Origin of the sequence: Mycobacterium sp. SM3041, from assembly GCF_039668335.1 — a bacterium.
In the GTDB taxonomy this organism is placed as follows: domain Bacteria; phylum Actinomycetota; class Actinomycetes; order Mycobacteriales; family Mycobacteriaceae; genus Mycobacterium.
In genome coordinates, this window is sequence record NZ_JAYXBQ010000045.1 from 1 (window position 1) to 22,186 (window position 22,186).

At 68.1% G+C, this 22,186-nt stretch carries 22 protein-coding genes; 11 read left to right on the forward strand and 11 right to left on the reverse strand.

Annotation, left to right across the window (positions count from 1 at the left end):
- Window positions 1-44 precede the first annotated feature (44 nt).
- Entirely contained in the window at window positions 45-1,616 is a 1,572-nt protein-coding gene (locus VXD91_RS13970) for an MFS transporter (protein WP_346415702.1), read from the reverse strand.
- A 63-nt stretch (window positions 1,617-1,679) separates the two neighbouring features.
- On the opposite strand from VXD91_RS13970, the gene VXD91_RS13975 reads away from it, so the two are divergent.
- The gene (locus VXD91_RS13975) at window positions 1,680-2,330 is read left to right on the forward strand and encodes a helix-turn-helix domain-containing protein (protein ID WP_212814862.1); all 651 of its coding nucleotides are present in this window, start codon (window positions 1,680-1,682) and stop codon (window positions 2,328-2,330) included.
- A 7-nt stretch (window positions 2,331-2,337) separates the two neighbouring features.
- On the opposite strand, the gene VXD91_RS13980 is transcribed toward VXD91_RS13975, so the two are convergent.
- Together VXD91_RS13980 and VXD91_RS13985 are read right to left on the reverse strand one after the other, a co-directional pair.
- On the reverse strand, window positions 2,338-3,129 hold the full coding sequence (locus VXD91_RS13980) for a thioesterase family protein (RefSeq protein ID WP_212811999.1): 792 nt from the start codon (window positions 3,127-3,129) through the stop codon (window positions 2,338-2,340).
- Window positions 3,126-3,959, reverse strand: coding sequence for a RecB family exonuclease (locus VXD91_RS13985; RefSeq protein ID WP_212811998.1), 834 nt, complete (start codon window positions 3,957-3,959; stop codon window positions 3,126-3,128). The genes VXD91_RS13980 and VXD91_RS13985 overlap by 4 nt, the downstream gene beginning before the upstream one ends.
- Before the next feature lie 120 nt (window positions 3,960-4,079).
- Between VXD91_RS13985 and VXD91_RS13990 the strand changes: the two genes are divergently transcribed.
- On the forward strand, window positions 4,080-4,907 hold the full coding sequence (locus VXD91_RS13990; RefSeq protein ID WP_212811997.1) for a tRNA (adenine-N1)-methyltransferase: 828 nt from the start codon (window positions 4,080-4,082) through the stop codon (window positions 4,905-4,907).
- On the opposite strand, the gene VXD91_RS13995 is transcribed toward VXD91_RS13990, so the two are convergent.
- Genes VXD91_RS13995 through VXD91_RS14005 form a run of 3 tightly spaced genes read right to left on the reverse strand, consistent with a single transcriptional unit; the run spans window position 4,904 to window position 6,265 of the window.
- Window positions 4,904-5,197 (reverse strand): DUF503 domain-containing protein, encoded by a 294-nt coding sequence (locus VXD91_RS13995; RefSeq protein WP_212811996.1) that lies wholly within the window; start codon window positions 5,195-5,197, stop codon window positions 4,904-4,906. The two genes, VXD91_RS13990 and VXD91_RS13995, sit on opposite strands and share 4 nt — an antisense overlap.
- Before the next feature lie 7 nt (window positions 5,198-5,204).
- Entirely contained in the window at window positions 5,205-5,741 is a 537-nt protein-coding gene (locus VXD91_RS14000; RefSeq protein WP_212811995.1) for a hypothetical protein, read from the reverse strand.
- 17 nt (window positions 5,742-5,758) lie between these two features.
- Window positions 5,759-6,265: a hypothetical protein gene (locus VXD91_RS14005; RefSeq protein ID WP_212811994.1), complete on the reverse strand. Its 507-nt coding sequence runs from the start codon at window positions 6,263-6,265 to the stop codon at window positions 5,759-5,761.
- A gap of 158 nt (window positions 6,266-6,423) precedes the next feature.
- Here VXD91_RS14005 and arc point away from each other — a divergent pair, with 158 nt between their 5' ends.
- On the forward strand, window positions 6,424-8,271 hold the full coding sequence (gene arc / locus VXD91_RS14010) for a proteasome ATPase (protein ID WP_212811993.1): 1,848 nt from the start codon (window positions 6,424-6,426) through the stop codon (window positions 8,269-8,271).
- A gap of 68 nt (window positions 8,272-8,339) precedes the next feature.
- Here the strand turns inward: arc and VXD91_RS14015 are convergent, their stop codons facing one another.
- Window positions 8,340-9,521 carry a hypothetical protein gene (locus tag VXD91_RS14015; protein ID WP_212811992.1) on the reverse strand — a complete coding sequence of 394 codons (1,182 nt, stop codon included), beginning with the start codon at window positions 9,519-9,521 and terminating at the stop codon, window positions 8,340-8,342.
- Between the two features lie 43 nt (window positions 9,522-9,564).
- Here VXD91_RS14015 and dop point away from each other — a divergent pair, with 43 nt between their 5' ends.
- From dop to prcA, 4 genes are all read left to right on the forward strand, one after another.
- The gene (gene dop / locus VXD91_RS14020) at window positions 9,565-11,073 is read left to right on the forward strand and encodes a depupylase/deamidase Dop (RefSeq protein ID WP_212811991.1); all 1,509 of its coding nucleotides are present in this window, start codon (window positions 9,565-9,567) and stop codon (window positions 11,071-11,073) included.
- 75 nt (window positions 11,074-11,148) lie between these two features.
- Window positions 11,149-11,343: a ubiquitin-like protein Pup gene (locus tag VXD91_RS14025; protein ID WP_064986355.1), complete on the forward strand. Its 195-nt coding sequence runs from the start codon at window positions 11,149-11,151 to the stop codon at window positions 11,341-11,343.
- Window positions 11,340-12,182: a proteasome subunit beta gene (prcB, locus tag VXD91_RS14030; RefSeq protein ID WP_244872592.1), complete on the forward strand. Its 843-nt coding sequence runs from the start codon at window positions 11,340-11,342 to the stop codon at window positions 12,180-12,182. The genes VXD91_RS14025 and prcB overlap by 4 nt, the downstream gene beginning before the upstream one ends.
- Window positions 12,182-12,946 carry a proteasome subunit alpha gene (prcA, locus tag VXD91_RS14035; protein ID WP_212811990.1) on the forward strand — a complete coding sequence of 255 codons (765 nt, stop codon included), beginning with the start codon at window positions 12,182-12,184 and terminating at the stop codon, window positions 12,944-12,946. Before prcB ends, prcA begins: the two co-directional genes overlap by 1 nt.
- Here prcA and VXD91_RS14040 read toward each other — a convergent pair whose 3' ends face one another.
- Window positions 12,947-13,561: a TetR/AcrR family transcriptional regulator C-terminal domain-containing protein gene (locus tag VXD91_RS14040; protein WP_212811989.1), complete on the reverse strand. Its 615-nt coding sequence runs from the start codon at window positions 13,559-13,561 to the stop codon at window positions 12,947-12,949.
- 83 nt (window positions 13,562-13,644) lie between these two features.
- Here VXD91_RS14040 and VXD91_RS14045 point away from each other — a divergent pair, with 83 nt between their 5' ends.
- The 4 genes from VXD91_RS14045 to VXD91_RS14060 all read left to right on the forward strand — a co-directional run bounded on the left by VXD91_RS14045 (window position 13,645) and on the right by VXD91_RS14060 (window position 16,582).
- On the forward strand, window positions 13,645-14,628 hold the full coding sequence (locus VXD91_RS14045) for a nitrilase-related carbon-nitrogen hydrolase (RefSeq protein ID WP_053853861.1): 984 nt from the start codon (window positions 13,645-13,647) through the stop codon (window positions 14,626-14,628).
- Entirely contained in the window at window positions 14,625-15,650 is a 1,026-nt protein-coding gene (locus VXD91_RS14050; protein WP_212811988.1) for an agmatine deiminase family protein, read from the forward strand. The genes VXD91_RS14045 and VXD91_RS14050 overlap by 4 nt, the downstream gene beginning before the upstream one ends.
- A gap of 153 nt (window positions 15,651-15,803) precedes the next feature.
- The gene (locus VXD91_RS14055; protein ID WP_212811987.1) at window positions 15,804-16,079 is read left to right on the forward strand and encodes a DUF3303 family protein; all 276 of its coding nucleotides are present in this window, start codon (window positions 15,804-15,806) and stop codon (window positions 16,077-16,079) included.
- A gap of 65 nt (window positions 16,080-16,144) precedes the next feature.
- Window positions 16,145-16,582: a VOC family protein gene (locus VXD91_RS14060; RefSeq protein WP_346415703.1), complete on the forward strand. Its 438-nt coding sequence runs from the start codon at window positions 16,145-16,147 to the stop codon at window positions 16,580-16,582.
- On the opposite strand, the gene VXD91_RS14065 is transcribed toward VXD91_RS14060, so the two are convergent.
- The 3 genes from VXD91_RS14065 to gabT all read right to left on the reverse strand — a co-directional run bounded on the left by VXD91_RS14065 (window position 16,569) and on the right by gabT (window position 22,014).
- Entirely contained in the window at window positions 16,569-19,151 is a 2,583-nt protein-coding gene (locus VXD91_RS14065; RefSeq protein ID WP_346415704.1) for an NAD-glutamate dehydrogenase domain-containing protein, read from the reverse strand. The two genes, VXD91_RS14060 and VXD91_RS14065, sit on opposite strands and share 14 nt — an antisense overlap.
- A 71-nt stretch (window positions 19,152-19,222) precedes the next feature.
- Complete coding sequence (locus VXD91_RS14070) at window positions 19,223-20,677, reverse strand: NAD-dependent succinate-semialdehyde dehydrogenase (RefSeq protein WP_346415706.1); 1,455 nt, start codon at window positions 20,675-20,677, stop codon at window positions 19,223-19,225.
- Window positions 20,674-22,014 carry a 4-aminobutyrate--2-oxoglutarate transaminase gene (gene gabT / locus VXD91_RS14075; protein WP_346415707.1) on the reverse strand — a complete coding sequence of 447 codons (1,341 nt, stop codon included), beginning with the start codon at window positions 22,012-22,014 and terminating at the stop codon, window positions 20,674-20,676. The genes VXD91_RS14070 and gabT overlap by 4 nt, the downstream gene beginning before the upstream one ends.
- Window positions 22,015-22,186: the final 172 nt, after the last annotated feature.

Sequence of the window (22,186 nt, forward strand, 5' to 3'; positions counted from 1 at the left end):
CTAGCGCACAACAAACGGCGGCGCCGGCGCACGAACGCCAGGAGTCAAGCTTGCTGGGCCACCGGTGTGGTCGGCCCCGGTTGGTGTGACGCGCTCGGCGCGACGACCGGAGGCTGAAACCGTCGTCCGGGTAGCGCAAAGACGCCGGCGGCAGCCGCGGCGTAGCACAGCGCCGCGACGACGGCGCACGCCGCGGTGATGCCGCTGAGGAATGAATGTTGCACGGCGGCAAGGAGTTCGGGGTGTGCGGTGGCGATCCCGAACGCGGTCGGCACGGAGTCGCCGGCCTCCTCGGCTCTCCCGGTCGCCGCGAAGGCGCTGTCGGCGAGACGGGCGCTGAAGATCGACGAGAAGAGCGAACCGACGATGGCCACGCCGAGTGTGGCGCCCAGCTCGCGCGTGGCGTCGTTGACCGCCGAACCGATACCGGCGCGGGCCGGCGGCAGCACCAGCATGATGGATTCTGTTGCGGGAGTGGAGACCAGACCGATGCCCAGGCCCATGAGCACCATCTGCGCAACGATGGTGGCCCAGTAGGGGGTGTCGGTGTCGATGGTGCCGGCAATCCAGGCCATCGCGGTGCCGAAGGACGCCAGCCCGCTGACCACGACGACACGAGTACCGATACGCGGTGCGAGCAGCCCGCCGGCGATGGAGCCGATGGCGATGGACCCGGCGACGGGCAGGATGCGGGCACCGGTCGAGAACGGGCTGAATCCGCGCAGCACCTGGAAGTACTGCGTGATCAGGAAGATGAAGCCGGACAGTGCGAAGAAGGTGACGGCCACCGACGCACTGGCGGCGCTGAACCTGCGGTCGGTGAAGAGCCTGACGTCGAGCATGGGGTGCTCTGCGGCCTGCTCGATCGTCACGAAGGCCGGGGTCAGCGCCGCGGCAGCGACAAATCCGGACAGCGTCGCGGGGCTGTGCCAGCCGCGGGCGGGGGCTTCGATGATGGTGTAGACGAGCACCCCGAGGAGCGCGGTCGACGTGATCAGGCCCCGGATGTCGAGCGGTGGCACACCCGGGTCGCGCGATTCTGGCACCAGGAAGAACCCGAGAACCGCGGCCAGCAGCGCCAGCGGGATGAGCGCCCAGAAGACGCTGCTCCACGAAAAGTGTTCGAGCAGAAGGCCTCCGGTGACCGGTCCGGCGGCGACGCCGACGCCGACCACGGCGCCCCAACCGCCGAGTGCCGCCGCGCGTTGGCGGCGGTCGTCGAACGTGTTGGTGATGATCGACAGGGTGGTGGGGAAGATCAGCGCGGCGAAGACGCCCGTGCCGAACCGCGCCGCGACGAGGGCTTCGGTGCTGGTGGACGCCGCGCCGATGCCGCTGGTGACGGCGAATCCGAGCAATCCGATGAGGAGCGCCGGGCGGCGGCCGTAGCGGTCAGACAGGCCGCCTGCGGCCAAGACGAGGGCCGCGAAGGTCAGGGTGTAACCGTCGACGACCCATTGCAGGCCGCGGGTGTCGGCGTGCAGTTGGGTCGCGATGCTGGGCAGGGCGACGTTGACGATCGTCACGTCGAGGTTGATGGCCAGCACGGCGACGTAGACGGCGGCCAGGATGCCCGCCTTGCGGCGCGCAGGCCGAGTTGGTTGTTCGATGGTCATGGCCGCCGTCCCTCGAGATGGTTGATATAGTGAACTGTACTTTAAATTAGCAAGTGGGTGATGATGAGTCGAGACTACGGCCAGTACTGCGGTCTTGCCAGGGCGCTGGATGTGGTGGGTGACAGGTGGAATCTGCTGGTCGTCCGCCAGCTCCTGATCGGGCCGGCACGCTTCGGTGAGCTGCGGGAGGGGCTGCCGGGGATCGCGACGAACCTATTGACCGACCGGCTCCGCGATCTCGAATCCGCCGGCGTGGTGGAACGGCGCCTGTCCGGGGAGGCCAACGCGATCACGTACGCCCTCACCGACTGGGGTGCTCGGCTGCGGGAGCCGATCTACGCCATGATCCGATGGTCGACGCCGCTGATGATCCGCGGCCCGGAGGGCGATTCCTTCCGCGCCGACGGACTGCTCCTGGCGCTGCCGGCCTTGTTGTCCACGCGTGTGCCCGGCGATCGGCCGACCACGGTGGGAATCGTGGTGGACGGCGTCACCGTCCAACTGAGTGCGACCGAGTCCGGCATCGACGTCGGCTGGCCCGATGGCCGCCAGCTCGAAGCCGTGCTGACGGCCGAGGCTCAGATTGTGCTCGGGCTCGCGGCAGGCCTGCTCGCCCTCGATGACGTCGCGCCACTCGTGGACATCAGCGGCGACCTCGCGGCGTTGCGCGTTTTCTTCGACGCGCCCACGTCGGCGGTCGACGTCGGCAAGTGATCCCGACTCAGCGTCGCTGCACCAGCAGCGTCTGCGCTGACGTCCCGATGAAGCCCTGTTCGTCGAACAGCTCGGCGGTGGTCGACCCGAGACCGTCGGGCCCGATCGAACCACGCGCCCGCAGGCAGAACTCCGAGCCGACGGGCGCGCGGTGCAGGTGCACCGTGGTGTCGGTGTTCATGAACATGAACTCGTTCGGATCCAGCGCGGCGCCAACGCCATTCGCGGAGTCGACGACCATCGCCAGCCGTTGCAGGTCGGTCGGTTTCTCGTCGTCGACCAACGAGACCAGCGGCTGCATCCACACGACGGCCGCGCCCGCGTCGTCAGGCTGCGGAACCCAGGTGACCGTCTCCAGGTAGCCGGGCCGGCCCTGCCAGTGATGCCGGAAACCGGTGTCGGGCAACCGCTTCATCGGCGGGTAGCGGTCCAGGGCGGCGTCTCTCGTATCAGTTGTTGCCAACAACCAGGCCGACATCCGCGCGACCGCACGTTCGGAACCGTCGCGCTGCGCGGCCGTCATCTCCGCGGTCATCATGCAGATCCGCGAACCGGGCCGCGACACCCACGCCCGAACCGCAACCGGCGCAACCGGAATGGCGCCGAGGATGTCGAGAGTCAGCCGGCCGACCTGCATGCCGGTACCGGCGGCGAGCTCCTCGATCGACTTGGTCAGCAGCGCCAAGGGCGGTGATCCGTGCTGAATGCTCGAATCCCAGTTGCTGCCGGTGCCTTCGGTCGATTCGAAGCGTTGAACATCACCGTCGGCGTCGAGCCGACGGTAGTAGCAGTCGATCATGCGATTCCGAAACCGTCGGGCCAGCCCGGATAGGGCGGGGGAGTGCCGCCGAACGCGGGGCACAGGTCTTGGTGCGTGCACCAGGAACATAGCTTGGACGGGTTGGGCCGGAAGTCGCCGGTCTCGCCCGACTTCTGGATGGCGTGCCAGATGGCCATCAGGGTCTTCTCGAACCGCTCCAACTCGGCCAGGTCGGGGCTGTAGTCGAGGACCTGGCCGTCGGCGAGGTACAGCAGCCGCAGCCGTGCCGGCACCACGCCGCGCAGCCGGAGCAGGGCCACCGCGTAGAACTTCATCTGGAACATGGCCTTGAACTCGGCCAGTGCGCGCGCTTCCGGCGGGGCCTTCCCGGTCTTGTAGTCGACGACCCGCAGCTCACCGGTCGGCGCGACGTCGATCCGGTCGACGAAGCCGCGCAGCAGGGTGCCGTCGGACAGCTCGACCTCGACGCGTTGTTCACAGCTCTGCGGGTCGAAGCGCGTCGGATCCTCGAGCCGGTAGTACCCCGACAGCAGGGCCCGCGCCTCTTTGAGCAGCGTCTCCCGCAGTTCGGGTGCGATCTCCTCGGCCAGCTCGGGCTTCTCCGCGACCACGGCGTCCCACGCCGGCGTGACCAGGGACAGCGCGGTCTCCGGCACCCGGTCGGTGGCGGGCAGTGCGTACAGCTGCTCCAAGGCGGCGTGCACCAGCGAGCCCCGCAACTGCGCGGTCGACGGTGGCTCCGGCAGCCGGTCGATGGCCCGGAACCGGTAGAGCAGGGGGCACTGTTTGAAGTCGCCGGCGCGCGACGGCGACAGCGCCGGCCGCCGGGTGGGGACGGTGGCGGTCATGCGCGATCCGCCTTCGGCTCCTCGATGGCGGTACTCATGCCAGCAGCTTAAGTGGGGACCACGACAAAGTTGCCGAACCCCGGCCGACTGCCGGGACGGGTCGGCTGGCAGGCTGGCCCGGTGAGAATCACCGGACCCTTCACCGTCGGCGACCGCGTCCAACTGACCGATGCCAAAGGCCGGCACTACACGATGGTGCTGGCGACAGGTGGGGAATTCCACACCCATCGCGGCATCATCGCCCACGATTCGGTGATCGACCAGCCCGAGGGCAGCGTCGTGAAATCCACCAACGGTGACCCCTTCCTGGTGCTGCGCCCGCTGCTGATCGACTACGTCCTCTCGATGCCGCGCGGTGCGCAGGTCATCTACCCGAAGGACGCCGCGCAGATCGTGCACGAGGGCGACATCTTCCCGGGGGCAAGGGTTTTGGAGGCCGGCGCCGGTTCGGGTGCGCTGACGTGTTCGCTGCTGCGGGCCGTCGGCCCGGGCGGTTCGGTGACGTCCTACGAGGTGCGCGACGACCATGCGGTGCACGCAGTGCGCAATGTCGAGACCTTCTTCGGCGAGCGGCCGGAGAACTGGAACCTCGTCATCGCCGATCTCAACGACTACGACGGTGGCGAGGTCGACCGCGTCGTGCTCGACATGCTCGCGCCGTGGGAGGTGCTGGAGACGGTGTCGAAGGCGCTGGTCCCGGGCGGCGTGCTGATCGTCTACGTCGCGACCGTCACGCAGTTGTCGAAGACGGTCGAGGCGCTGCGTGAGCAGCAGTGCTGGACCGAACCGCGGTCGTGGGAGTCGCTGCAGCGCGGCTGGGACGTCGTCGGCCTCGCGGTGCGCCCGCAGCATTCGATGCGGGGCCACACCGCGTTCCTGATCAGCGCGCGCCGTCTCGCACCGGGTGCGGTGACGCCGCAGCCGCTGCGGCGCAAGCGCAACATCTAGTCCTCGCTGTTGGCGAGGCCGCGCCGCACGGACAGCAGCTCGATCTCCGGGCGGCCCGCGACCTGGCGTTCGGCGGCATCGAGAACCTCGACGACGTGATGGCGGTCAGCCGCGACGACCGACACCCCGATGGCCGCCCGCCGGTGCAGATCCTGATTGCCGCTCTCGGCGGCGGACACGTAGAACTTGCGCTGCAGTTCGGCGATGATCGGCCGGATCACCGAGCGCTTCTCTTTCAGCGAGTGCACATTGCCCAGCAACAGGTCGAATTCCAGCCACCCGACCCACATGAACGGCTCAGCGGCCAGGTGTCGGCGGAGCGGCCGGAGCGCCCGGCCCGCCCGGCTGCCCCAGCTTGAGCAGCAGATTGGCGGTTTGCCGGTTCAGCTGCCAGGCGTCCCGGATGGGACTGAACTCCATGGGGAACGTGAACTTGTTGTCCGGTGCGGCGACCGAGCTGATGGTGATCGTGGCGATGATGTCGCCCGGCTGCCCGGCCGACCACAGCAGGTCCGTCGCCGTCACGTTCATCGGATTGAAGCCGTTGTCGCGCAGCGCCCTGGTGAAGTTGTCCAGCCCGGCCTGATCCTCGGCGGTGCCGTATTGGATCAGCCCGATCTTTTGTGCCGAGGGCACCGCGGGGTCGGCGATCTTGTACAGCACCGCGGTGATCGCGTCCGGCGGCGGCAGCGGCGCTGCCTCGGGCGCCTTGGCGTCGGTGGTCAGCAGTGAACGGGGCATCGGGTCGGCCGGCGGCTCGACGTGTTCACTGCACCCGGCCAACCCGATCGCCGCCACGACGACGGCGATCAGGGTTCCTCGGGTCGGATTCACCGGGCTGGTCCTGGCGCCTACTTCACCGAGGACAGCAGGGCCATGGCCGACCCCTTGGACAGTTGCCAGCCGGTGGGGCTGGGGCCGGCGACGAAGGTCAGCGGCTGCGATGCGGTGGCACCGGTGGCGGCGGTGGCGGTGACGTTGGCCGTTGCGGTGCCGTCTCCGAGGTCATCGATGTCGGCAACGGCGAAGCTCAGGGGGAACACGCCCTGCTTCACGGCGTTGCTGTAGGCCCGGTCGGCGGTGATCGCCTCGAGCCGCCCGACGCCACCCTGGATGTAGCTGCCCTTGGACCCGGCGAAGCTCCCGGCGGCCGTCAGCCCGGTGAGCGTCGACACCAGCGACGCCTGCAGGCCCGGCGCGGGCGCCTGGGGCAGCGGCACCTGGCGGACGACCGGCGCGACCGCGGTCGACGTTCCAGTGGTCGGGATGGCCGACGGCGCAGCCACGGTCGTACCGACGGCTGCGGCACCGACGAGGGCGGTGGCTGCGATGCCGGTGACGAGGGATTTGACGATCACTGCGGTCCTTTCGATGAGCCCGACTCGGGTATGAGATTAACAGCGCGGTGAGAGGGACACCCGTGTGTCGCAATTCCTTCGACGCCCATGAATGGCAGATCGCCGGTAGCGTTGAGGTATCCGCCGCACCAACTTCCGGTGTGGGAAAGGAGCGCAAGATGTCTGAAATGGATCGCCCGGACGCCTTCGGCAACCCGGGCATACCTCGTCAGAACCCCATGTCCAGTACCGATGCCGCCGAGCTGGCGCGGCTTCGTAGCGAGACGGCGGCGCTGCGAGAGCAGCTCACGAACGCGGCCGCGACGCATCGCGGACCGCGTGACGTGCAGCAGCTCGAAGCCCGTATCGATTCGCTGACGACCCGCAACGGCAAGTTGATGGACACCCTCAAAGAGGCGCGGCAGCAGTTGCTGGCGCTTCGTGAGGAAGTCGATCGGCTGGGGCAGCCGCCCAGCGGATACGGCGTCTTGCTGCTCACTCACGACGACGACACCGTCGACGTCTTCACCTCCGGTCGCAAGATGCGGCTGTCGGTGTCGCCGAACATCGAGGTGTCCGAACTCAAGCAGGGCCAGACCGTCCGCCTCAACGAGGCACTGACGGTGGTCGAGGCCGGCTCGTTCGAGGCGGTCGGCGAGATCAGCACCCTGCGCGAAATCCTGAACGACGGGAAGCGTGCCCTCGTCGTCGGCCATGCCGACGAGGAGCGCATCGTCTGGCTCGCCGAGCCGCTGGTCGCGCTCGAATACCTGGACCCCGAGGTCGCCGAGGTGCTCGAGGGCGTCGACGAACTGGCGGACGAGCGCTCGCGCAAACTCCGGCCGGGCGACTCGCTGCTGGTCGACAGCAAGGCCGGGTACGCCTTCGAGCGCATCCCCAAGGCCGAGGTCGAGGATCTGGTCCTCGAAGAGGTGCCGGACGTGGCCTACAGCGACATCGGTGGCCTGACGCGGCAGATCGAGCTGATCCGCGACGCCGTCGAGCTGCCGTTCCTGCACAAGGACCTGTACCGGGAGTACGCGCTGCGGCCGCCGAAGGGCGTGCTGCTGTACGGCCCTCCGGGTTGCGGCAAGACGCTCATCGCGAAGGCCGTCGCCAACTCGCTGGCCAAGAAGATGGCCGAGCTGCGTGGCGACGACGCGCGGGAAGCCAAGAGCTACTTCTTGAACATCAAGGGTCCCGAGCTGCTCAACAAGTTCGTCGGCGAGACCGAGCGGCACATCCGCCTGATCTTCCAGCGGGCGCGCGAGAAGGCCTCCGAGGGCACCCCGGTGATCGTGTTCTTCGACGAGATGGACTCGATCTTCCGCACCCGTGGCACGGGCGTCAGCTCCGACGTCGAAACCACTGTGGTGCCACAGCTTCTCAGTGAGATCGACGGTGTCGAGGGGCTGGAGAACGTCATCGTCATCGGCGCCTCCAACCGCGAGGACATGATCGACCCGGCCATCCTGCGGCCCGGCCGCCTGGACGTGAAGATCAAGATCGAGCGGCCGGATGCCGAAGCGGCGCAGGACATCTTCAGCAAGTACCTCACCGAGGAACTGCCGGTGCACGCCGACGACCTGGCCGAGTTCAACGGCGACCGGGCGCTGACCATCAAGGCCATGATCGAGAAGATCGTGGACCGGATGTACGCCGAGATCGACGACAACCGCTTCCTCGAGGTCACCTACGCCAACGGCGACAAGGAGGTCATGTACTTCAAGGACTTCAACTCCGGCGCCATGATCCAGAACGTCGTGGACCGGGCCAAGAAGTACGCGATCAAGTCGGTGCTGGAAACCGGGCAGCGCGGTCTGCGGGTGCAGCATCTGCTGGACTCCATCGTCGACGAGTTCGCCGAGAACGAAGACCTGCCCAACACCACCAATCCCGATGACTGGGCACGGATTTCGGGCAAGAAGGGCGAGCGGATCGTCTACATCCGCACGCTGGTCACCGGCAAGAGCTCGTCCGCGAGCCGGGCCATCGACACCGAGAGCAACCTGGGTCAGTACCTGTAGACCCGCACGCAAAACCGCCCCTTCTCCGCGGAGAAGGGGCGGTTTTGCGTCTGCCGGGCGGTCGCGGCTCAGCGCGCGCGGTCGGCGAGGTAGCGGTCCCGCGCGTCGAGCCGGCGCCGCAGGCTGTCGACCTGTGGGTCGACGAACTCGGCGCGGTACTCGGCGTCGGTCGTGGTGCGCGCGGTGATGTACATGAAGGTCAGGGCGCCCAGGAAGAGCGTCGTCTGGATCAGCGACTCCGGAATGGGCAGCGTCATGCCGAAGATGGTGCCCTCGGGCGAGCCGTTGTTGCGCGTCCATTCCGCCAGCAGCTTCGGGCTGATCAGGATCAGGCCGAGCACCAGGAAGATGAATGCCGTCACCAGCGCGACGATCAGCAGCTGCAACACCTGCGACATGGCCAGGACGAACACCACGTTGACACGTTCGATGCGGGACAACGGGATTCGGTGGTCGGACGCGGGTAGCTGCTCGAAGGGGGTGCCGGCCAGGGTTTCGCGCTGGGCATCCGGTGTGTCGGGCGTCGTGGCCGTCAAGATCGGCCGGACCCGGTCGATGGTGGTGGCGATGACGAATGCCACGGCGATCAGCGCCAGGAAGCCCAGCGCGGACCACAGCCGGGCCCGGCTGACGTTGGCCGCCATCAGCCAGACGTAGGTGTTGAAGAACACCAGCACCGTCAACAGCATGATCGGCAGGGCCCGCACGAAGAGGCTCCCGACGAGGCTCAGGTTGTGCGCCGTGGTGTCCAGGGCCCACCCCAGGATCGAGCCGATGCCGGTTGCGGTGCAGGCCAGGATGACGGCGATGACCACGCCGACGTAGATCACGTTGGTGCTGACGTAGGCGCCGGGGCCGCCGAACACCGCGCCGGCCAGGCATATCGCCACCGACACCGCGGCCGCGGTGGCCCGGTCGCGCCACGACGTGATGCGCGACACCAGCCAGCCCGCCAGTGCGGCCAGCGGGGCCACCAGCAGGAGCAGGGCGAGGATGAACCATTCGGTCCGCGTGGGCTGGCCCTCGATGTTGATGGTGTGCTTGCCGGTGACGGCAGTGACGAGGATCGAGTTGGCCATGAACACCGCGAACCCGGCCAGCGCCGGTGCCGAGCGTTGCCACAGCCGTCGCACCAGCGCGCCCGGACGCAGCACGGCGGGCAGGCCGCGGCGCAGAAACCAGGTCTCGGCGGCGACTCGGTCGCTCCGGGACGGCTCGCCCCGTCGCTCCACTCGCCCAGATGTGGTCATGCGGCTAATCGTCGCGTATCAACAGCCGTCTAGTCTTGGCGGCATGCAACGGATCATCGGAACAGAGGTCGAATACGGCATTTCCTCGCCGTCTGATCCGACCGCGAACCCGATCCTCACGTCCACCCAGGCGGTGCTGGCGTACGCGGCGGCCAGCGGCATCCAGCGGGCCAAGCGCACGCGGTGGGACTACGAGGTCGAGTCTCCGCTGCGCGACGCGCGTGGCTTCGATCTGAGCCGCTCCACGGGCCCGGCCCCGATCGTCGACGCCGACGAGATCGGCGCGGCCAACATGATCCTCACCAACGGCGCCCGGCTGTACGTCGACCACGCTCACCCGGAGTACTCCGCTCCCGAGGTCACCGACCCGATGGACGCGGTCATCTGGGACAAGGCCGGCGAACGCGTCATGGAGGCCGCGGCCCGGTATGTGGCCAGCGTCCCGGGCGCGGCCCGGCTGCAGCTGTACAAGAACAACGTCGACGGCAAGGGCGCGTCGTACGGCACGCACGAGAACTACCTGATGAGCCGGCAGACGCCGTTCAACTCGGTGATCGCGGGTCTGACGCCGTTCTTCGTGTCCCGTCAGGTCGTGACGGGGTCCGGCCGCGTCGGCATCGGGCAGTCGGGGGATGAGCCGGGCTTCCAGCTGACGCAGCGCGCCGACTACATCGAGGTCGAGGTCGGCCTCGAGACCACGCTCAAGCGCGGCATCATCAACACGCGCGACGAGCCGCACGCCGACGCCGACAAGTACCGCCGGCTGCACGTCATCATCGGTGACGCCAACCTGGCCGAGACGTCGACGTACCTCAAGGTGGGCACCACGTCGCTGGTGCTCGACCTCATCGAGTTCGGCCCGGCCGAGGGCCTCGACCTGTCCGATCTGGCGCTGGCCCGGCCGGTGCACGCGGTGCACGTCATCAGCCGGGACCCGTCGCTGCGCGCGACCGTGGCCCTGGCCGACGGCCGCGAGCTCACCGGCCTTGCGCTGCAACGTATCTACCTGGACCGAGTGGCCAAGCTGCAGGAGCGCCGCGATCCCGACCCGCGCGCGGACCATGTTCTCGAGACCTGGGCCCACGTCCTGGACCTGCTGGAACGCGATCCGATGGAATGCGCCGACCTGCTGGACTGGCCGGCCAAGCTGCGCCTGCTGGAGGGCTTCCGGCAGCGGGAGAACCTGAGTTGGAACGCGCCGCGCCTGCACCTGGTGGACCTGCAGTACTCCGATGTGCGGCTGGACAAGGGTCTGTACAACCGCCTGGTGGCGCGCGGCTCGATGAAGCGGCTGGTCACCGAGCAGCAGGTGCTCGACGCGGTGGAGAATCCGCCCACCGATACCCGCGCCTACTTCCGTGGTGAGTGCCTGCGCCGGTTCGGCGCGGACATCGCCGCGGCCAGCTGGGACTCGGTGATTTTCGATCTCGGCGGCGAGTCGCTGGTGCGGATTCCGACGCTGGAACCGCTGCGTGGAAGCAAGGCTCACGTCGGTGCGTTGCTCGATTCGGTGGACAGTGCGGTCGAGTTGGTGGAGCAGCTCACGACGTAACTGGTTGTGTTCCCGGGGAACCCGGGCGCGGACCGGTAGTGTGAAGTCAGAGAATCGAGCAATCAGGAGGCGGCGATGGCTCAGGAACAGACCAAGCGCGGCGGTGGCGGCGGCGAGGACGACGACCTCTCCGGCCCGTCCGCAGCAGGTCAGGAACGTCGCGAGAAGCTCGCTGAGGACACCGACGACCTGCTCGACGAGATCGACGACGTGCTGGAAGAGAACGCTGAGGACTTCGTGCGCGCGTACGTCCAAAAGGGCGGCCAGTGACGGCAGCGTTCGGGCCTTTCTCTGATCGACTGGATGTCAACTCACCCCACCTGAACCTGTCCTCGTTTTCGGACTTCCTCAGCCGGCAGGCGCCCCACCTGCTGCCGGTGGTGGGTGATTCTGTGACCAGCGGTGCCGACTTGCCCCACGGCACGACGATCGTCGCGATCAAGTTCCCCGGTGGCGTGCTGATCGCGGGTGACCGCCGCGCCACCCAGGGCAACATGATCGCCAGCCGCGACGTGCAGAAGGTGCACATCGCCGACGATTACACCGCGACCGGTATCGCCGGCACCGCGGCCATCGCCGTGGAGTTCGCACGGCTGTACGCCGTCGAACTCGAGCATTACGAGAAGCTCGAGGGCGTGCCGCTGACGTTCCGCGGCAAGGTCAACCGGCTCGCCATCATGGTGCGCGGCAATCTCGGTGCGGCCCTGCAGGGCTTCGTCGCGCTGCCGCTGCTGGTGGGCTACGACCTGGACGACTCCGACCCGGGCAATGCCGGTCGCATCGTCTCGTTCGACGCCGCGGGTGGCTGGAACATCGAGGAAGAGGGCTACCAGTCGGTGGGCTCGGGTTCGCTGTTCGCCAAGTCATCGATCAAGAAGCTGTATTCGCATGTGACCGACGCCGATTCGGCGCTGAAGGTCGCCATCGAGTCGCTGTACGACGCGGCCGACGACGATTCGGCCACCGGCGGACCGGATCTGACGCGTGGCATCTATCCGACCGCGGTACTGATCGGTGCCGAGGGCGCCGAAGAGGTCACCGAGGAGCGCATCGCCGCGCTGGCCCGGGAAGTCATCGCCAACCGGACGCGCGCGAGAGGTAATGCCTGATGAGCTTTCCGTATTTCATCTCGCCCGAACAGGCGATGCGGGAACGGTCCGAGCTTGCGCGCAAAGGTATTTCGCGGGGTCGCAGCGTTGTCGTGCTGGCCTACGACGGGGGCGTGCTGTTCGTGGCGGAGAACCCGTCGCGGTCACTGCAGAAGGTCAGCGAGCTGTATGACCGCGTCGGTTTCGCCGCGGTCGGCCGGTTCAACGAGTTCGACAACCTGCGTCGTGGCGGCATCCAGTTCGCCGACACCCGGGGCTACGCCTACGACCGGCGCGACGTCACCGGCCGCCAGTTGGCCAACGTGTACGCCCAGACCCTCGGCACCATCTTCACCGAGCAGGCCAAGCCCTACGAGGTCGAACTGTGCGTCGCCGAGGTGGCGCACTACGGCGAGACGAAAGCCCCTGAGCTGTACCGGATCACGTACGACGGGTCCATCGCCGACGAGCCGCATTTCGTCGTCATGGGTGGTACCACCGAGCCGATCATTGCCGCACTCAACGACTCCTACCAGGAGAACGCGAGCCTGGCCGACGCGGTGAAGATCGCCGTCGACGCGCTGCACGCCGGGGCCGGCGACCGCGTGTTGGGGGCCGCGACGCTCGAGGTGGCGATCCTCGATGCCAAGAAGCCGCGCCGCGCGTTCCGCCGGATCACCGGGGCGGCGCTGGACGCGGTTCTGCCGAAGGTTGAGGTGGAGGCCAAGGACGGCGACAAGGCCGCCGAGGGCGAGGGCAAGCCCGAGGGCGACGCCGCCGAGTAGTCACTCGGCCGAGGGGACCGCCGCCAGTCCGCGCAGTAGCACCGTGATGCCGAATTCGAAGGCATCGTCGGCGCGTTCGGGTTTGGTGCTGCCGGTGGCCAGTGCGGCCGCGAACTCCGGACCGACATCGGCACCGGCCTGCCAGGGTTCGTCGGGCGCGGCCACGTCGAGTGCCGAGCCCAGCACGAACGAGTCGATCAGGGTGATGGCCCGTAGCGTGTCCGCGGGATCGAACCCGGCCCGGTCGAACGCCACAGCCAGCACGTTGTACATGGTGAGGGCGTGGTCGCTGTTCACCGCGTGCGACGTCAGCAGGGGGATGAGCCGCGGGTAGCGGGCGTAGCTCTGGCGGTAGGACCGCATGATGTCGGCGACGACGTCGGTCCACGGGCGCTGCGGGTCGTCGGCGGGCAGTGCGACCCCGGACATCGCCCGTTCACGCAGCAGCTCGACGATCTGTTCACGTCCTGCGACGTGGTTGTACAGCGATGACGGGCTGACCTTGAGGGCCCGGGCCAGTTCCGGCACGGTGAAGCCGCCGGTCTTGTTGACCAAATCCATTGCTGCGCCGGCGATGCGATCCGTGGAAAGCAGCGGTTTGGAGGGGCGGCCCATGGCATATGTCTACTACCTCTTTACAAGCGGGGGTAAGTGGGGCCAGAATAAAACGAATCTAATTCGTTTTAGGAGTCGAGCTGATGATCACCCTGACCGCCACCGCACCCGAGTCGCTGTCCCGCAGCACCGAGTCGACGCGCCCGCCGGTGCGGGTCGGTCTGGTGCAGCACCGCTGGCGTCCCGACGCCGACGAACTCGCCAAGGTGCTGCGCGACGGCATCGACCGCGCCGCGGGAGAGGGTGCCGCGCTGGTGTGTCTGCCGGAGATCACCCTGCTGCGGTACCCCGCCGACACCCCGGCCGGTCCGAACCCGGGTGACACCGCAGAAGACCTGCTCGACGGCCCGACGTTCGCACTCGCCGCCGAGGCCGCCCGTGCCAACGGGATCTTCGTGCACGCGTCGCTCTACGAAAAGTCGCCGGCGGCAGACGGTTTGGGCTTCAACACGGCGATCCTGGTGTCCCCGTCGGGCGAGCTGGCCGGCCGCACCCGCAAGATGCACATCCCCATCTCGGCGGGCTACTACGAGGACACCTATTTCCGGGCGGGCCCTGCCGAGGGCAACCCGTACCCGGTCTACGAGCCGGAGGGGCTCGGCGCCAAGCTGGGCATGCCGACGTGCTGGGACGAATGGTTCCCCGAGGTGGCCCGCAACTACTCGCTCGGCGGTGCCGAGATCGTCGTCTACCCGACGGCCATCGGCTCCGAGCCGGTCTTTCCCGCCTTCGACACCCAGCCGCTGTGGCAGCAGGTCATCGTCGCCAACGGCATCAACAGTGGCCTGTTCATGGTGGTACCCAACCGGATTGGCGACGAGGGCACCGTGACCTTCTACGGCTCGTCGTTCATCTCCGACCCGTACGGCCGGGTGCTGGTGCAGGCCCCGCGCGACGAAGAGGCGGTGTTGGTTGCCGACCTGGACCTCGACCAGCGCCGCGACTGGCTCGAGCTGTTCCCGTTCCTGCTGACCCGGCGTCCGGAGAGCTACGGTGCGCTGACCGCACCCGTCGACGCCCAGCGCCCGTACGGCGCCGGCCACGAAGCCACCGCGGTGGTGAAATGACCGACTATGTGATGCCTGCGGAGAGCGCGCCGCAGGACCGGGTGTGGATGGCGTTCCCCTCGGCCGGTTATTCGTTGGGGGACGACGAGACCGAGCACCACGAGGCCCGCTCGACGTGGGCCGCCGTCGCCCATGCGGTACTGGAATTCGAGCCGGTGACCGTCGTGGTGGACCCGGCAGAGATGGCCGCCGCGCGGCGGTATCTGTCGGCCGACGTCGACATCGTCGAGGCACCGCTGAACGACGCCTGGATGCGCGATATCGGACCCACCTTCGTGCATGCCGGCGACGGTTCGGTGGCCGCGGTGGACTGGGTGTTCAACGGCTGGGGTGGCCAGGACTGGGCGCGCTGGGATCATGACGCGAAAATCGGTGCCGCCGTGGCCGGTTGGGCCGGCGTTCCGGTGGTCAGCTCGAACCTGGTCAATGAAGGCGGCGGCATCCAGGTCGACGGGCAGGGCACGGTGCTGGTCACCGAGACCGTCCAACTCGACCCCGGCCGCAATCCCGGCGCCACCAAGGCCGACATCGAGGCCGAACTGGCCCGCACCATCGGCGCCACCCATGCCGTCTGGTTGCCGCGGGGCCTGACCCGCGACTCGGAGCGCTTCGGCACCCGTGGACACGTCGACATCGTCGCGGCCATCACGTCGCCGGGGCGCCTGTTGCTGCACGCGCAGCGCTCCGATGCACATCCGGACCACCTGGTGTGCAAGGAGATTCGCGAAGCGCTCGCCGACACCTGCGACGCCGCGGGCCGGCCGTGGGACATCGTCGAACTCCCGGCGCCGGATCTGCTGACCGACGCCGAGGGCTACGTCGACTACAGCTACATCAACCACCTGGTGGTCAACTGCGGCGTCATCGCATGTGCGTTCGGTGATCCGCGCGACGCCGACGCGGCCGCGATCCTGGCCGAGCAGTACCCCGGCCGGCGCGTGGTCAGCGTCGACGCCCGGCCGCTGTTCGAGCGCGGCGGTGGCATCCACTGCATCACGCAGCACCAGCCGTCGGCGCAGTGATCTGATCTCAGCCATTTGGCTGATGCCCCAGCTGCCCGGGTGGTGCTTTATTGAAGTCATCGCCCCATGGACGCCGCTGATGTTCGGGAGGTCGCGACGGCTCCTCGGCCGCGACCCGCAGTGCCCGACAACTGACTTCAAAGGCGGCTTCTCATGAAATATCTGGTGCAATGGCATGCCATCGATCCGGCTCGGATGCGGGCGACGGCCGAACACTTCCTGCAGACGGGTGCGAAACCGCCCGACGGAGCGACCCAACTCGGCAGGTGGTTCGGCCTCAACGGCAGCGGCTGCTCGGTGATCGAGGCTGCTGACGCCAAGCCGGTGTTCGAGCTCATCTCCGAATGGCAGGAGTATCTCCAGATCGAAGCCACCCCGGTACTCGAAGACGACGAGTTCGGCGCGATCGTCGCCAAGCTGTACAGCTAGCGGCGGTGTCACGGCGACCGACGGTCCCGGGTTTGGTCAGTGCCCTGCTGGGTAGCATCCGGGATATGGCCATCAAACTCGAGAACGTCGGCATCGCCGTGCGCGATCTCGACGCGACCATCGCGTTCTTCACCGACCTCGGGCTCACGGTGGTGGGCCGTGCCACGGTCAGTGGCGAATGGACCGAAACCGCCGTGGGTCTCGACGGCAACCACGCCAATATCGCGATGCTCGAGACGCCCGACGGTCACGGCCGCATCGAGCTCTTCGAGTACATCCATCCCGAGGCGATCGAGTCGGAACCCACCCGCCCCAACGGCATTGGGATGCACCGCGTCGCATTCTCGGTCGACGACATCGACGCGGCACTCGAGATCGCCGCCCGCCACGGATGTCATCCACTCCGTGGCGTGGCCACCTACGAGGACATCTACAAGCTGACGTACGTTCGTGGGCCGAGCGGCATCATCGTGATGTTCGCCGAAGAGCTCAAGAAGAGCTGACGGCCATCAATCGGCTGACCGCCGCGCTCACCCGGTCGCGGTTGCCCGCGCCGTTGCGCACCACCCACGACGTCAGGTGTTCGAGCAGCTCCCGAATCTCCAGCAGCTCCTGAATGCGCCCGCTCTCATCGGTCTTACCGGTCAGCACCTCGGACCACAGGGTGTCGAGATCGAGGATGTCGCGCACCGTCGCATACGCCATCGCGACGTCGGCCGTACTCACCGACAGCCGTTCCTGCATGCGGTAGATGGTGCCGGGACCGACCCGGTTGATCAGCTCGCCGGCGACCGACGTGGCGACGATCTCGCGGCGCAGCGGGTGGTTCGCGATCTCGGCCCGGGCGTGCTCGGCGATGCCGGCCGGGAAGTACTGCGTCAGACGGTCGACGAACATCTCGTGATCCGGCACGTCGGAGGCCAACAGCTCCTGCGACACCAGGTTCTTGGATTGTGCCAGCAGCACGGCGATTTCGGGACGGGTGAGCCCGAGTCCGACGAGTCGGCGGCGGTCCAGTTCCTGCTTCGACGGCAGTCCTTCGACATCGGGGTCGACACCGGCCACGTCCCGCAGGTTGCCGATCAGCCGGACGTGCCGCTCCAACAACGAGCCGGCCTCCGCGGCCGCCATGCTGATCGCGAGAATCTGGTCGGCGTTGTCGGCCAGCACCCGCGCGGCGACGTCGTCGGTGGCGTCGGCGAGCAGTGTATTGCGTTGTGCGGTGGCGATATTGCCGGAGTCCAGCGCGATCTTGAGGTTGACCTCGAGGTCGGAGGTGGCGACGCCCGCGGCGTTGTCGATGAAGTCGGCGTTGACTCGGCCGCCCTTCAGCGCGAACGCGATGCGGGCCTGCTGCGTCAGGCCGAGGTTGCCGCCCTCGCCGATCACCTTGCAGCGCAACTGCGATGCGGTGACGCGGACCCGGTCGTTCGCCTTGTCCTGGGCGTCGGCATCGGTCTCGTCGTCGGCGCGGACGTAGGTGCCGACGCCGCCGTTCCACAGCAGATCGACCGGTGCCCGCAGCACCGCGCTGATCAGCTCGTCGGGCGTGCACTCGGTGGCCTGGAAGCCGAGGCTCGTCCTGGCCTGCTCCGACAGCCGGATCGACTTTGCGGTGCGCGGCCACACGCCACCGCCGGCGGAGATCAGTGCCGGGTCGTAGTCCTGCCAGCTGGACCGGGGGAGCCGGAAGAGACGCTCGCGCTCGACGTACGAGGTCTCGGGGTCTGGATTCGGATCCAGGAAGATGTGCCGGTGGTCGAATGCCGCGACCAGCTTGATGTTGCGGGACAACAGCATTCCGTTGCCGAACACGTCGCCCGACATGTCGCCGATGCCGGCGACCGTGAACGGTTCGACATCGATGTCATGGCCGGCTTCGGCGAAGTGCCGCCGCACCGACAGCCACGCGCCGCGGGCGGTGATGCCCATGGCCTTGTGGTCGTATCCGGCCGATCCGCCCGAGGCGAAGGCGTCGCCCAGCCAGAAGTCGTACTCGGCGGCAATCGAATTGGCGAGGTCGGAGAAGGTGGCCGTGCCCTTGTCGGCGGCCACCACGAGGTAGGCGTCATCGCCGTCGGGGCACACCGTGCGGTCGGGGTGACGGACGGTGCCGTCGACGATGTTGTCGGTGACATCGAGCAGGCCGCGGATGAAGGTGCGGTAGCCCGCTGCAGGATCAACGGAAGTGGGATCGGCCGCAGTCGACCGCAAGACGAAGGCGCCCTTGGCGCCGGTCGGCACGATCGGGGCGTTCTTCACGGCCTGCGTCTTCATCAGCCCCAGTACCTCGGTGCGGAAGTCCTCGGCGCGGTTGGACCAGCGCAGCCCGCCGCGGGCGATGGCACCACTGCGCAGGTGCACACCTTCCACGGTGTCGGAGTGCACGAAGATCTCGCGGTAGGGCACGACGGGTCCGGTGATCGACAGCCGCGACGAGTCGATCTTGAACGACACGTAGTCCTTGGGCTGACCATCGGCGCCGACCTGGAACCAGTTGGTGCGCAGCGTCGCAGTGACGAAGGCGTGCAGCGCCCGGCGGATCCGGTCGTCGTCGAGTGAGGTGGCGGCTTCCACCAGACCGGCGACGTCGCGATCCGCCTGCTCGATGTCGGCGTCGGTGTCCGGGTTGAACCGGGCATCGAACAGGGCCAGCAGCGCATTCACGAAATCGGGTGCGGCGACGAGGGATTCGATGATGTAGTCCTCGGAGAATCCGAGGCCCGTCTGGCGGAGGAATCGGCACGCGGCGCGGATCAGCACCGCACGGCGCCAATCGATCCCCGCCGCGGTGATGAGCATCGCGTACCGGTCGACGTTCCAGCGGCCCGCGATGGCGGCCTCGCAGGCCCGCGCGACCAGGTCACGTGTCGCGCCGGAGAGCGTGAGGTCACCGAACTCGTAGCAGTGCCCGGCGTCATCGGAATGGTGGTAGGAGGCGACGCGCAGGCCGAAGGATTCGAACATCGCGCAGACGTCGGCCAGCAGCGGGGGCTGCCCGGGCCACTGGATTTGGGCGTGGTTGTTCAGCCCGTCGGCGTCGAAAGACACCCGGGCAGCGTTGTTCTGCATGGGAGGACTACTCCGGTCTATTTACTTGGATGTCTGTTTTGGAGGGGAGTGGGAAAGTTGTTGCCGCGCAACTACTGAAGGGCGATGTACTTGGTCTCGAGGTATTCCTCGATGCCCTCGCTGCCGGCTTCGCGACCGATGCCGGATTCCTTGATGCCGCCGAACGGCGCGGCCACGTCGGAGATGACGCCGCGGTTGACGCCCACCATCCCGGCCTCGATCGCTTCGGCGACGCGCAGCGCCCGGTCCAGGCCCTGCGTGTAGACGTAGGCGGCCAGGCCGTACTCGGTGTCGTTGGCGGCATCGATGCCGGCCTGCTCGCCGTCGAATCCGATGATCGCGGCGACCGGCCCGAAGATCTCCTCGCGCAGGAGGCGGGCGTCGCTCGACACGTCGGCGAGCACCGTCGGCGGGTAGAAGAAGCCTTCGCCTTCAACCGGTTTGCCGCCAGTGGCCACCGTGGCGCCCTTGTTGACGGCGTCCTGCACCAGTTCGTCGACCGTGGCGCGCTGCTTGGCGGTGATCAGCGGTCCGACCTGGCTGCCGGCCTGGTCGCCCGGACCGGTGGCCAGTGCCGCCATGCGGGCGGCGAGCTTCTCGGTGAACTCGGCGCGCACGGCGTTGTCGACGTGGATGCGGTTGGCGGCGGTACAGGCCTCACCCATGTTGCGCATCTTGGCGGCCATCGCGCCGTCGACCGCGGCGTCCAGATCGGCGTCGTCGAACACCACGAACGGGGCGTTGCCGCCGAGTTCCATCGAGGTGCGCAGCACCCGATCCGCGGACTGCGCCAACAGCTTTCGGCCGACACCGGTGGAGCCGGTGAAGGTCAGCTTGCGCAAGCGCGCGTCGGCCAGGAGCGGGCCGGTCAGGCCGGCGGCGTCGGTGGTCGGCAGGATCGACAGCACGCCGGCGGGCAGGCCGGCGTCGGCGAACACCTGGCCCAGCAGCAGCATGGTCAGCGGGGTTTCGGCCGCGGGTTTGACGATCATGGTGCAACCCGCCGCCAGCGCGGGGCCGATCTTGCGGGTGCCCATGGCCAGCGGGAAGTTCCACGGCGTGATCGCCAGGGTCGGTCCGACGGGCTGCTTGGTCACGAGGATGCGGCCGGTGCCGGTGGGGGACTGCGTGTAGCGGCCGTTGATCCGGACCGCTTCTTCGGCGAACCAGCGCAGGAACTCGCCGCCGTAGTTGACCTCGCCCTGGCTCTCGGCCAAGGGCTTGCCCATCTCGAGGGTCATGGTCAGGGCGAAGTCGTCGCGGCGCTCCATGACGAGTTCCCAAGCGCGCCGCAGGATTTCGGCGCGTTCGCGGGCCGGGGTGGCGGCCCACGACGCCTGGGCGGCGACCGCTTCGTCGAGCGCGCGGGCGCCGTCGGCGGGCGAGGCGTCGGCGACCTCGATGAGCACGGCGTCCGTCGCGGGGTCGTGCACGGCGAACCGGGCTCCGGTGGACGCGGGGACCTGCAGGCCGCCGAGCCACAGCTCGGTGGGCATGGACTCCAGCAGCGTGGTGCGATCGATCATCGGGCTGCCACCATTTCGCGCACGATGTCGCCCAGGACGGCGATGCCCTCGTCGAGCAGTTCGTCGCTGATCACCAGCGGCGGGAGCAGGCGGATGATGTTGCCGTACGAGCCGCAGGTCAGCAGGATGACACCGCGCTTGAATGCCTCTGCCGCAATGGCTTTCGTGAGCACCGGATCGGGATCGCTGGTGCCCGGTTTGACGATCTCGATGGCCAGCATGCCGCCGCGGCCGCGGACGTCGCCGATGACCCCGGTGTCGCTGAGGGCCCGCAGCTTCGGCAGCACCGACGCTTCGATGGCGCGGGCCCGGGCGGGCAGGTCCATCTCGGCCATGGCGTCGAGCGTGGCGAGCGCCGCGGCACAGGCGACGGGGTTACCGCCGTAGGTGCCGCCCAGACCGCCGGGGTGCACGGCGTCCAGCAGGTCGGCGCGGCCGGTGATGGCGGCCAGCGGCATGCCGCCGGCGATGCCCTTGGCCATGGTGATGATGTCGGGGACGATGCCCTCGTGGTCGGAAGCGAACCACGATCCGGTGCGGGCGAAGCCCGTCTGCACCTCGTCGGCGATGAACACGACGCCGTTGGCCTTGCACCAATCGACAATGGTGGCAACGAATCCCGGTGCGGGCACGATGAAGCCGCCCTCGCCCTGGATGGGCTCGATGATGACCGCGGCGAGCGACGCGGCGCCGATCTGGGTCTCGATGCGGCTGATGGCGGCCTTGGCGGCAGCCTCACCGGTCAGGCCATCGCGGTACGGGTACGACGCGGGCATCCGGTAGATCTCGGGCGCGAACGGGCCGAACTGCGTCTTGTAAGGCATGGCCTTGGCGGTCAGCGCCATCGTCATGTTGGTGCGGCCGTGGTAGGCGTGGTCGAAGGCGACGACGGCCTGCCGGCCGGTGGCCAGGCGCGCGACCTTGACGGCGTTCTCGACGGCCTCGGAGCCGGAGTTGAAGAATGCGGTGCGCTTCTCGTGATCGCCGGGGGTCATGGCGTTGAGGCGCTCGGCGAGTGCCACGTAGCCCTCGTACGGGGTGATCATGAAACAGGTGTGGGTGAAGCGGGCTGCCTGCTGGGCCACCGCCGCGGCGACGGCGGGATGCGATGCGCCGACGCTGGTGACGGCGATGCCCGAACCCAGGTCGATGAGCGAGTTGCCGTCGATGTCCACGATGACGCCGCCGTCGGCGTCCGCGGCGTAGACCGGGGCCGAGGAGCTGACGCCACCGGCCACGGCAGCCTGCCGGCGCGCCGACATCTCGGCCGATCGCGGACCGGGCAGCGCGGTGACGATGTTGCGCTTCTGCGCCAGTCGATAGGTGATGTCGGTCATCGGTTGCTCCTGGTGATCGAACGGCTTGTGTACTGCTGATTCTCTGCGGTTGTGGCGCGGATAACTATGTCCACATTGTCGATTCCGAGAGCGATGGCCGCGCCATTTTGTCGAGCGTCCGGGAGTGTCGCGTTGTGCGGCTACTGCGACCTGCGGAAGTGCGGGTGAACCG

Excerpts from the sequence above, each read along its gene's own strand:
- VXD91_RS13985 (WP_212811998.1), bottom strand. The coding sequence starts at position 3,959 with ATGACCGCCACCGTCCCCACCCGGCGGCCGGCGCTGTCGCCGTCGCGC.
- VXD91_RS14025 (WP_064986355.1), top strand. The coding sequence starts at position 11,149 with ATGGCTCAGGAACAGACCAAGCGCGGCGGTGGCGGCGGCGAGGACGAC.
- VXD91_RS13995 (WP_212811996.1), bottom strand. The coding sequence starts at position 5,197 with ATGTGGGTCGGGTGGCTGGAATTCGACCTGTTGCTGGGCAATGTGCAC.
- VXD91_RS14055 (WP_212811987.1), top strand. The coding sequence starts at position 15,804 with ATGAAATATCTGGTGCAATGGCATGCCATCGATCCGGCTCGGATGCGG.
- VXD91_RS14045 (WP_053853861.1), top strand. The coding sequence starts at position 13,645 with ATGATCACCCTGACCGCCACCGCACCCGAGTCGCTGTCCCGCAGCACC.
- dop (WP_212811991.1), top strand. The coding sequence starts at position 9,565 with ATGCAACGGATCATCGGAACAGAGGTCGAATACGGCATTTCCTCGCCG.
- VXD91_RS14050 (WP_212811988.1), top strand. The coding sequence starts at position 14,625 with ATGACCGACTATGTGATGCCTGCGGAGAGCGCGCCGCAGGACCGGGTG.
- VXD91_RS14065 (WP_346415704.1), bottom strand. The coding sequence starts at position 19,151 with ATGCAGAACAACGCTGCCCGGGTGTCTTTCGACGCCGACGGGCTGAAC.
- gabT (WP_346415707.1), bottom strand. The coding sequence starts at position 22,014 with ATGACCGACATCACCTATCGACTGGCGCAGAAGCGCAACATCGTCACC.
- arc (WP_212811993.1), top strand. The coding sequence starts at position 6,424 with ATGTCTGAAATGGATCGCCCGGACGCCTTCGGCAACCCGGGCATACCT.
- VXD91_RS13980 (WP_212811999.1), bottom strand. The coding sequence starts at position 3,129 with ATGATCGACTGCTACTACCGTCGGCTCGACGCCGACGGTGATGTTCAA.
- VXD91_RS13975 (WP_212814862.1), top strand. The coding sequence starts at position 1,680 with ATGAGTCGAGACTACGGCCAGTACTGCGGTCTTGCCAGGGCGCTGGAT.
- VXD91_RS14070 (WP_346415706.1), bottom strand. The coding sequence starts at position 20,677 with ATGATCGATCGCACCACGCTGCTGGAGTCCATGCCCACCGAGCTGTGG.
- VXD91_RS13970 (WP_346415702.1), bottom strand. The coding sequence starts at position 1,616 with ATGACCATCGAACAACCAACTCGGCCTGCGCGCCGCAAGGCGGGCATC.
- VXD91_RS14060 (WP_346415703.1), top strand. The coding sequence starts at position 16,145 with ATGGCCATCAAACTCGAGAACGTCGGCATCGCCGTGCGCGATCTCGAC.
- VXD91_RS14015 (WP_212811992.1), bottom strand. The coding sequence starts at position 9,521 with ATGACCACATCTGGGCGAGTGGAGCGACGGGGCGAGCCGTCCCGGAGC.
- VXD91_RS14040 (WP_212811989.1), bottom strand. The coding sequence starts at position 13,561 with ATGGGCCGCCCCTCCAAACCGCTGCTTTCCACGGATCGCATCGCCGGC.
- prcA (WP_212811990.1), top strand. The coding sequence starts at position 12,182 with ATGAGCTTTCCGTATTTCATCTCGCCCGAACAGGCGATGCGGGAACGG.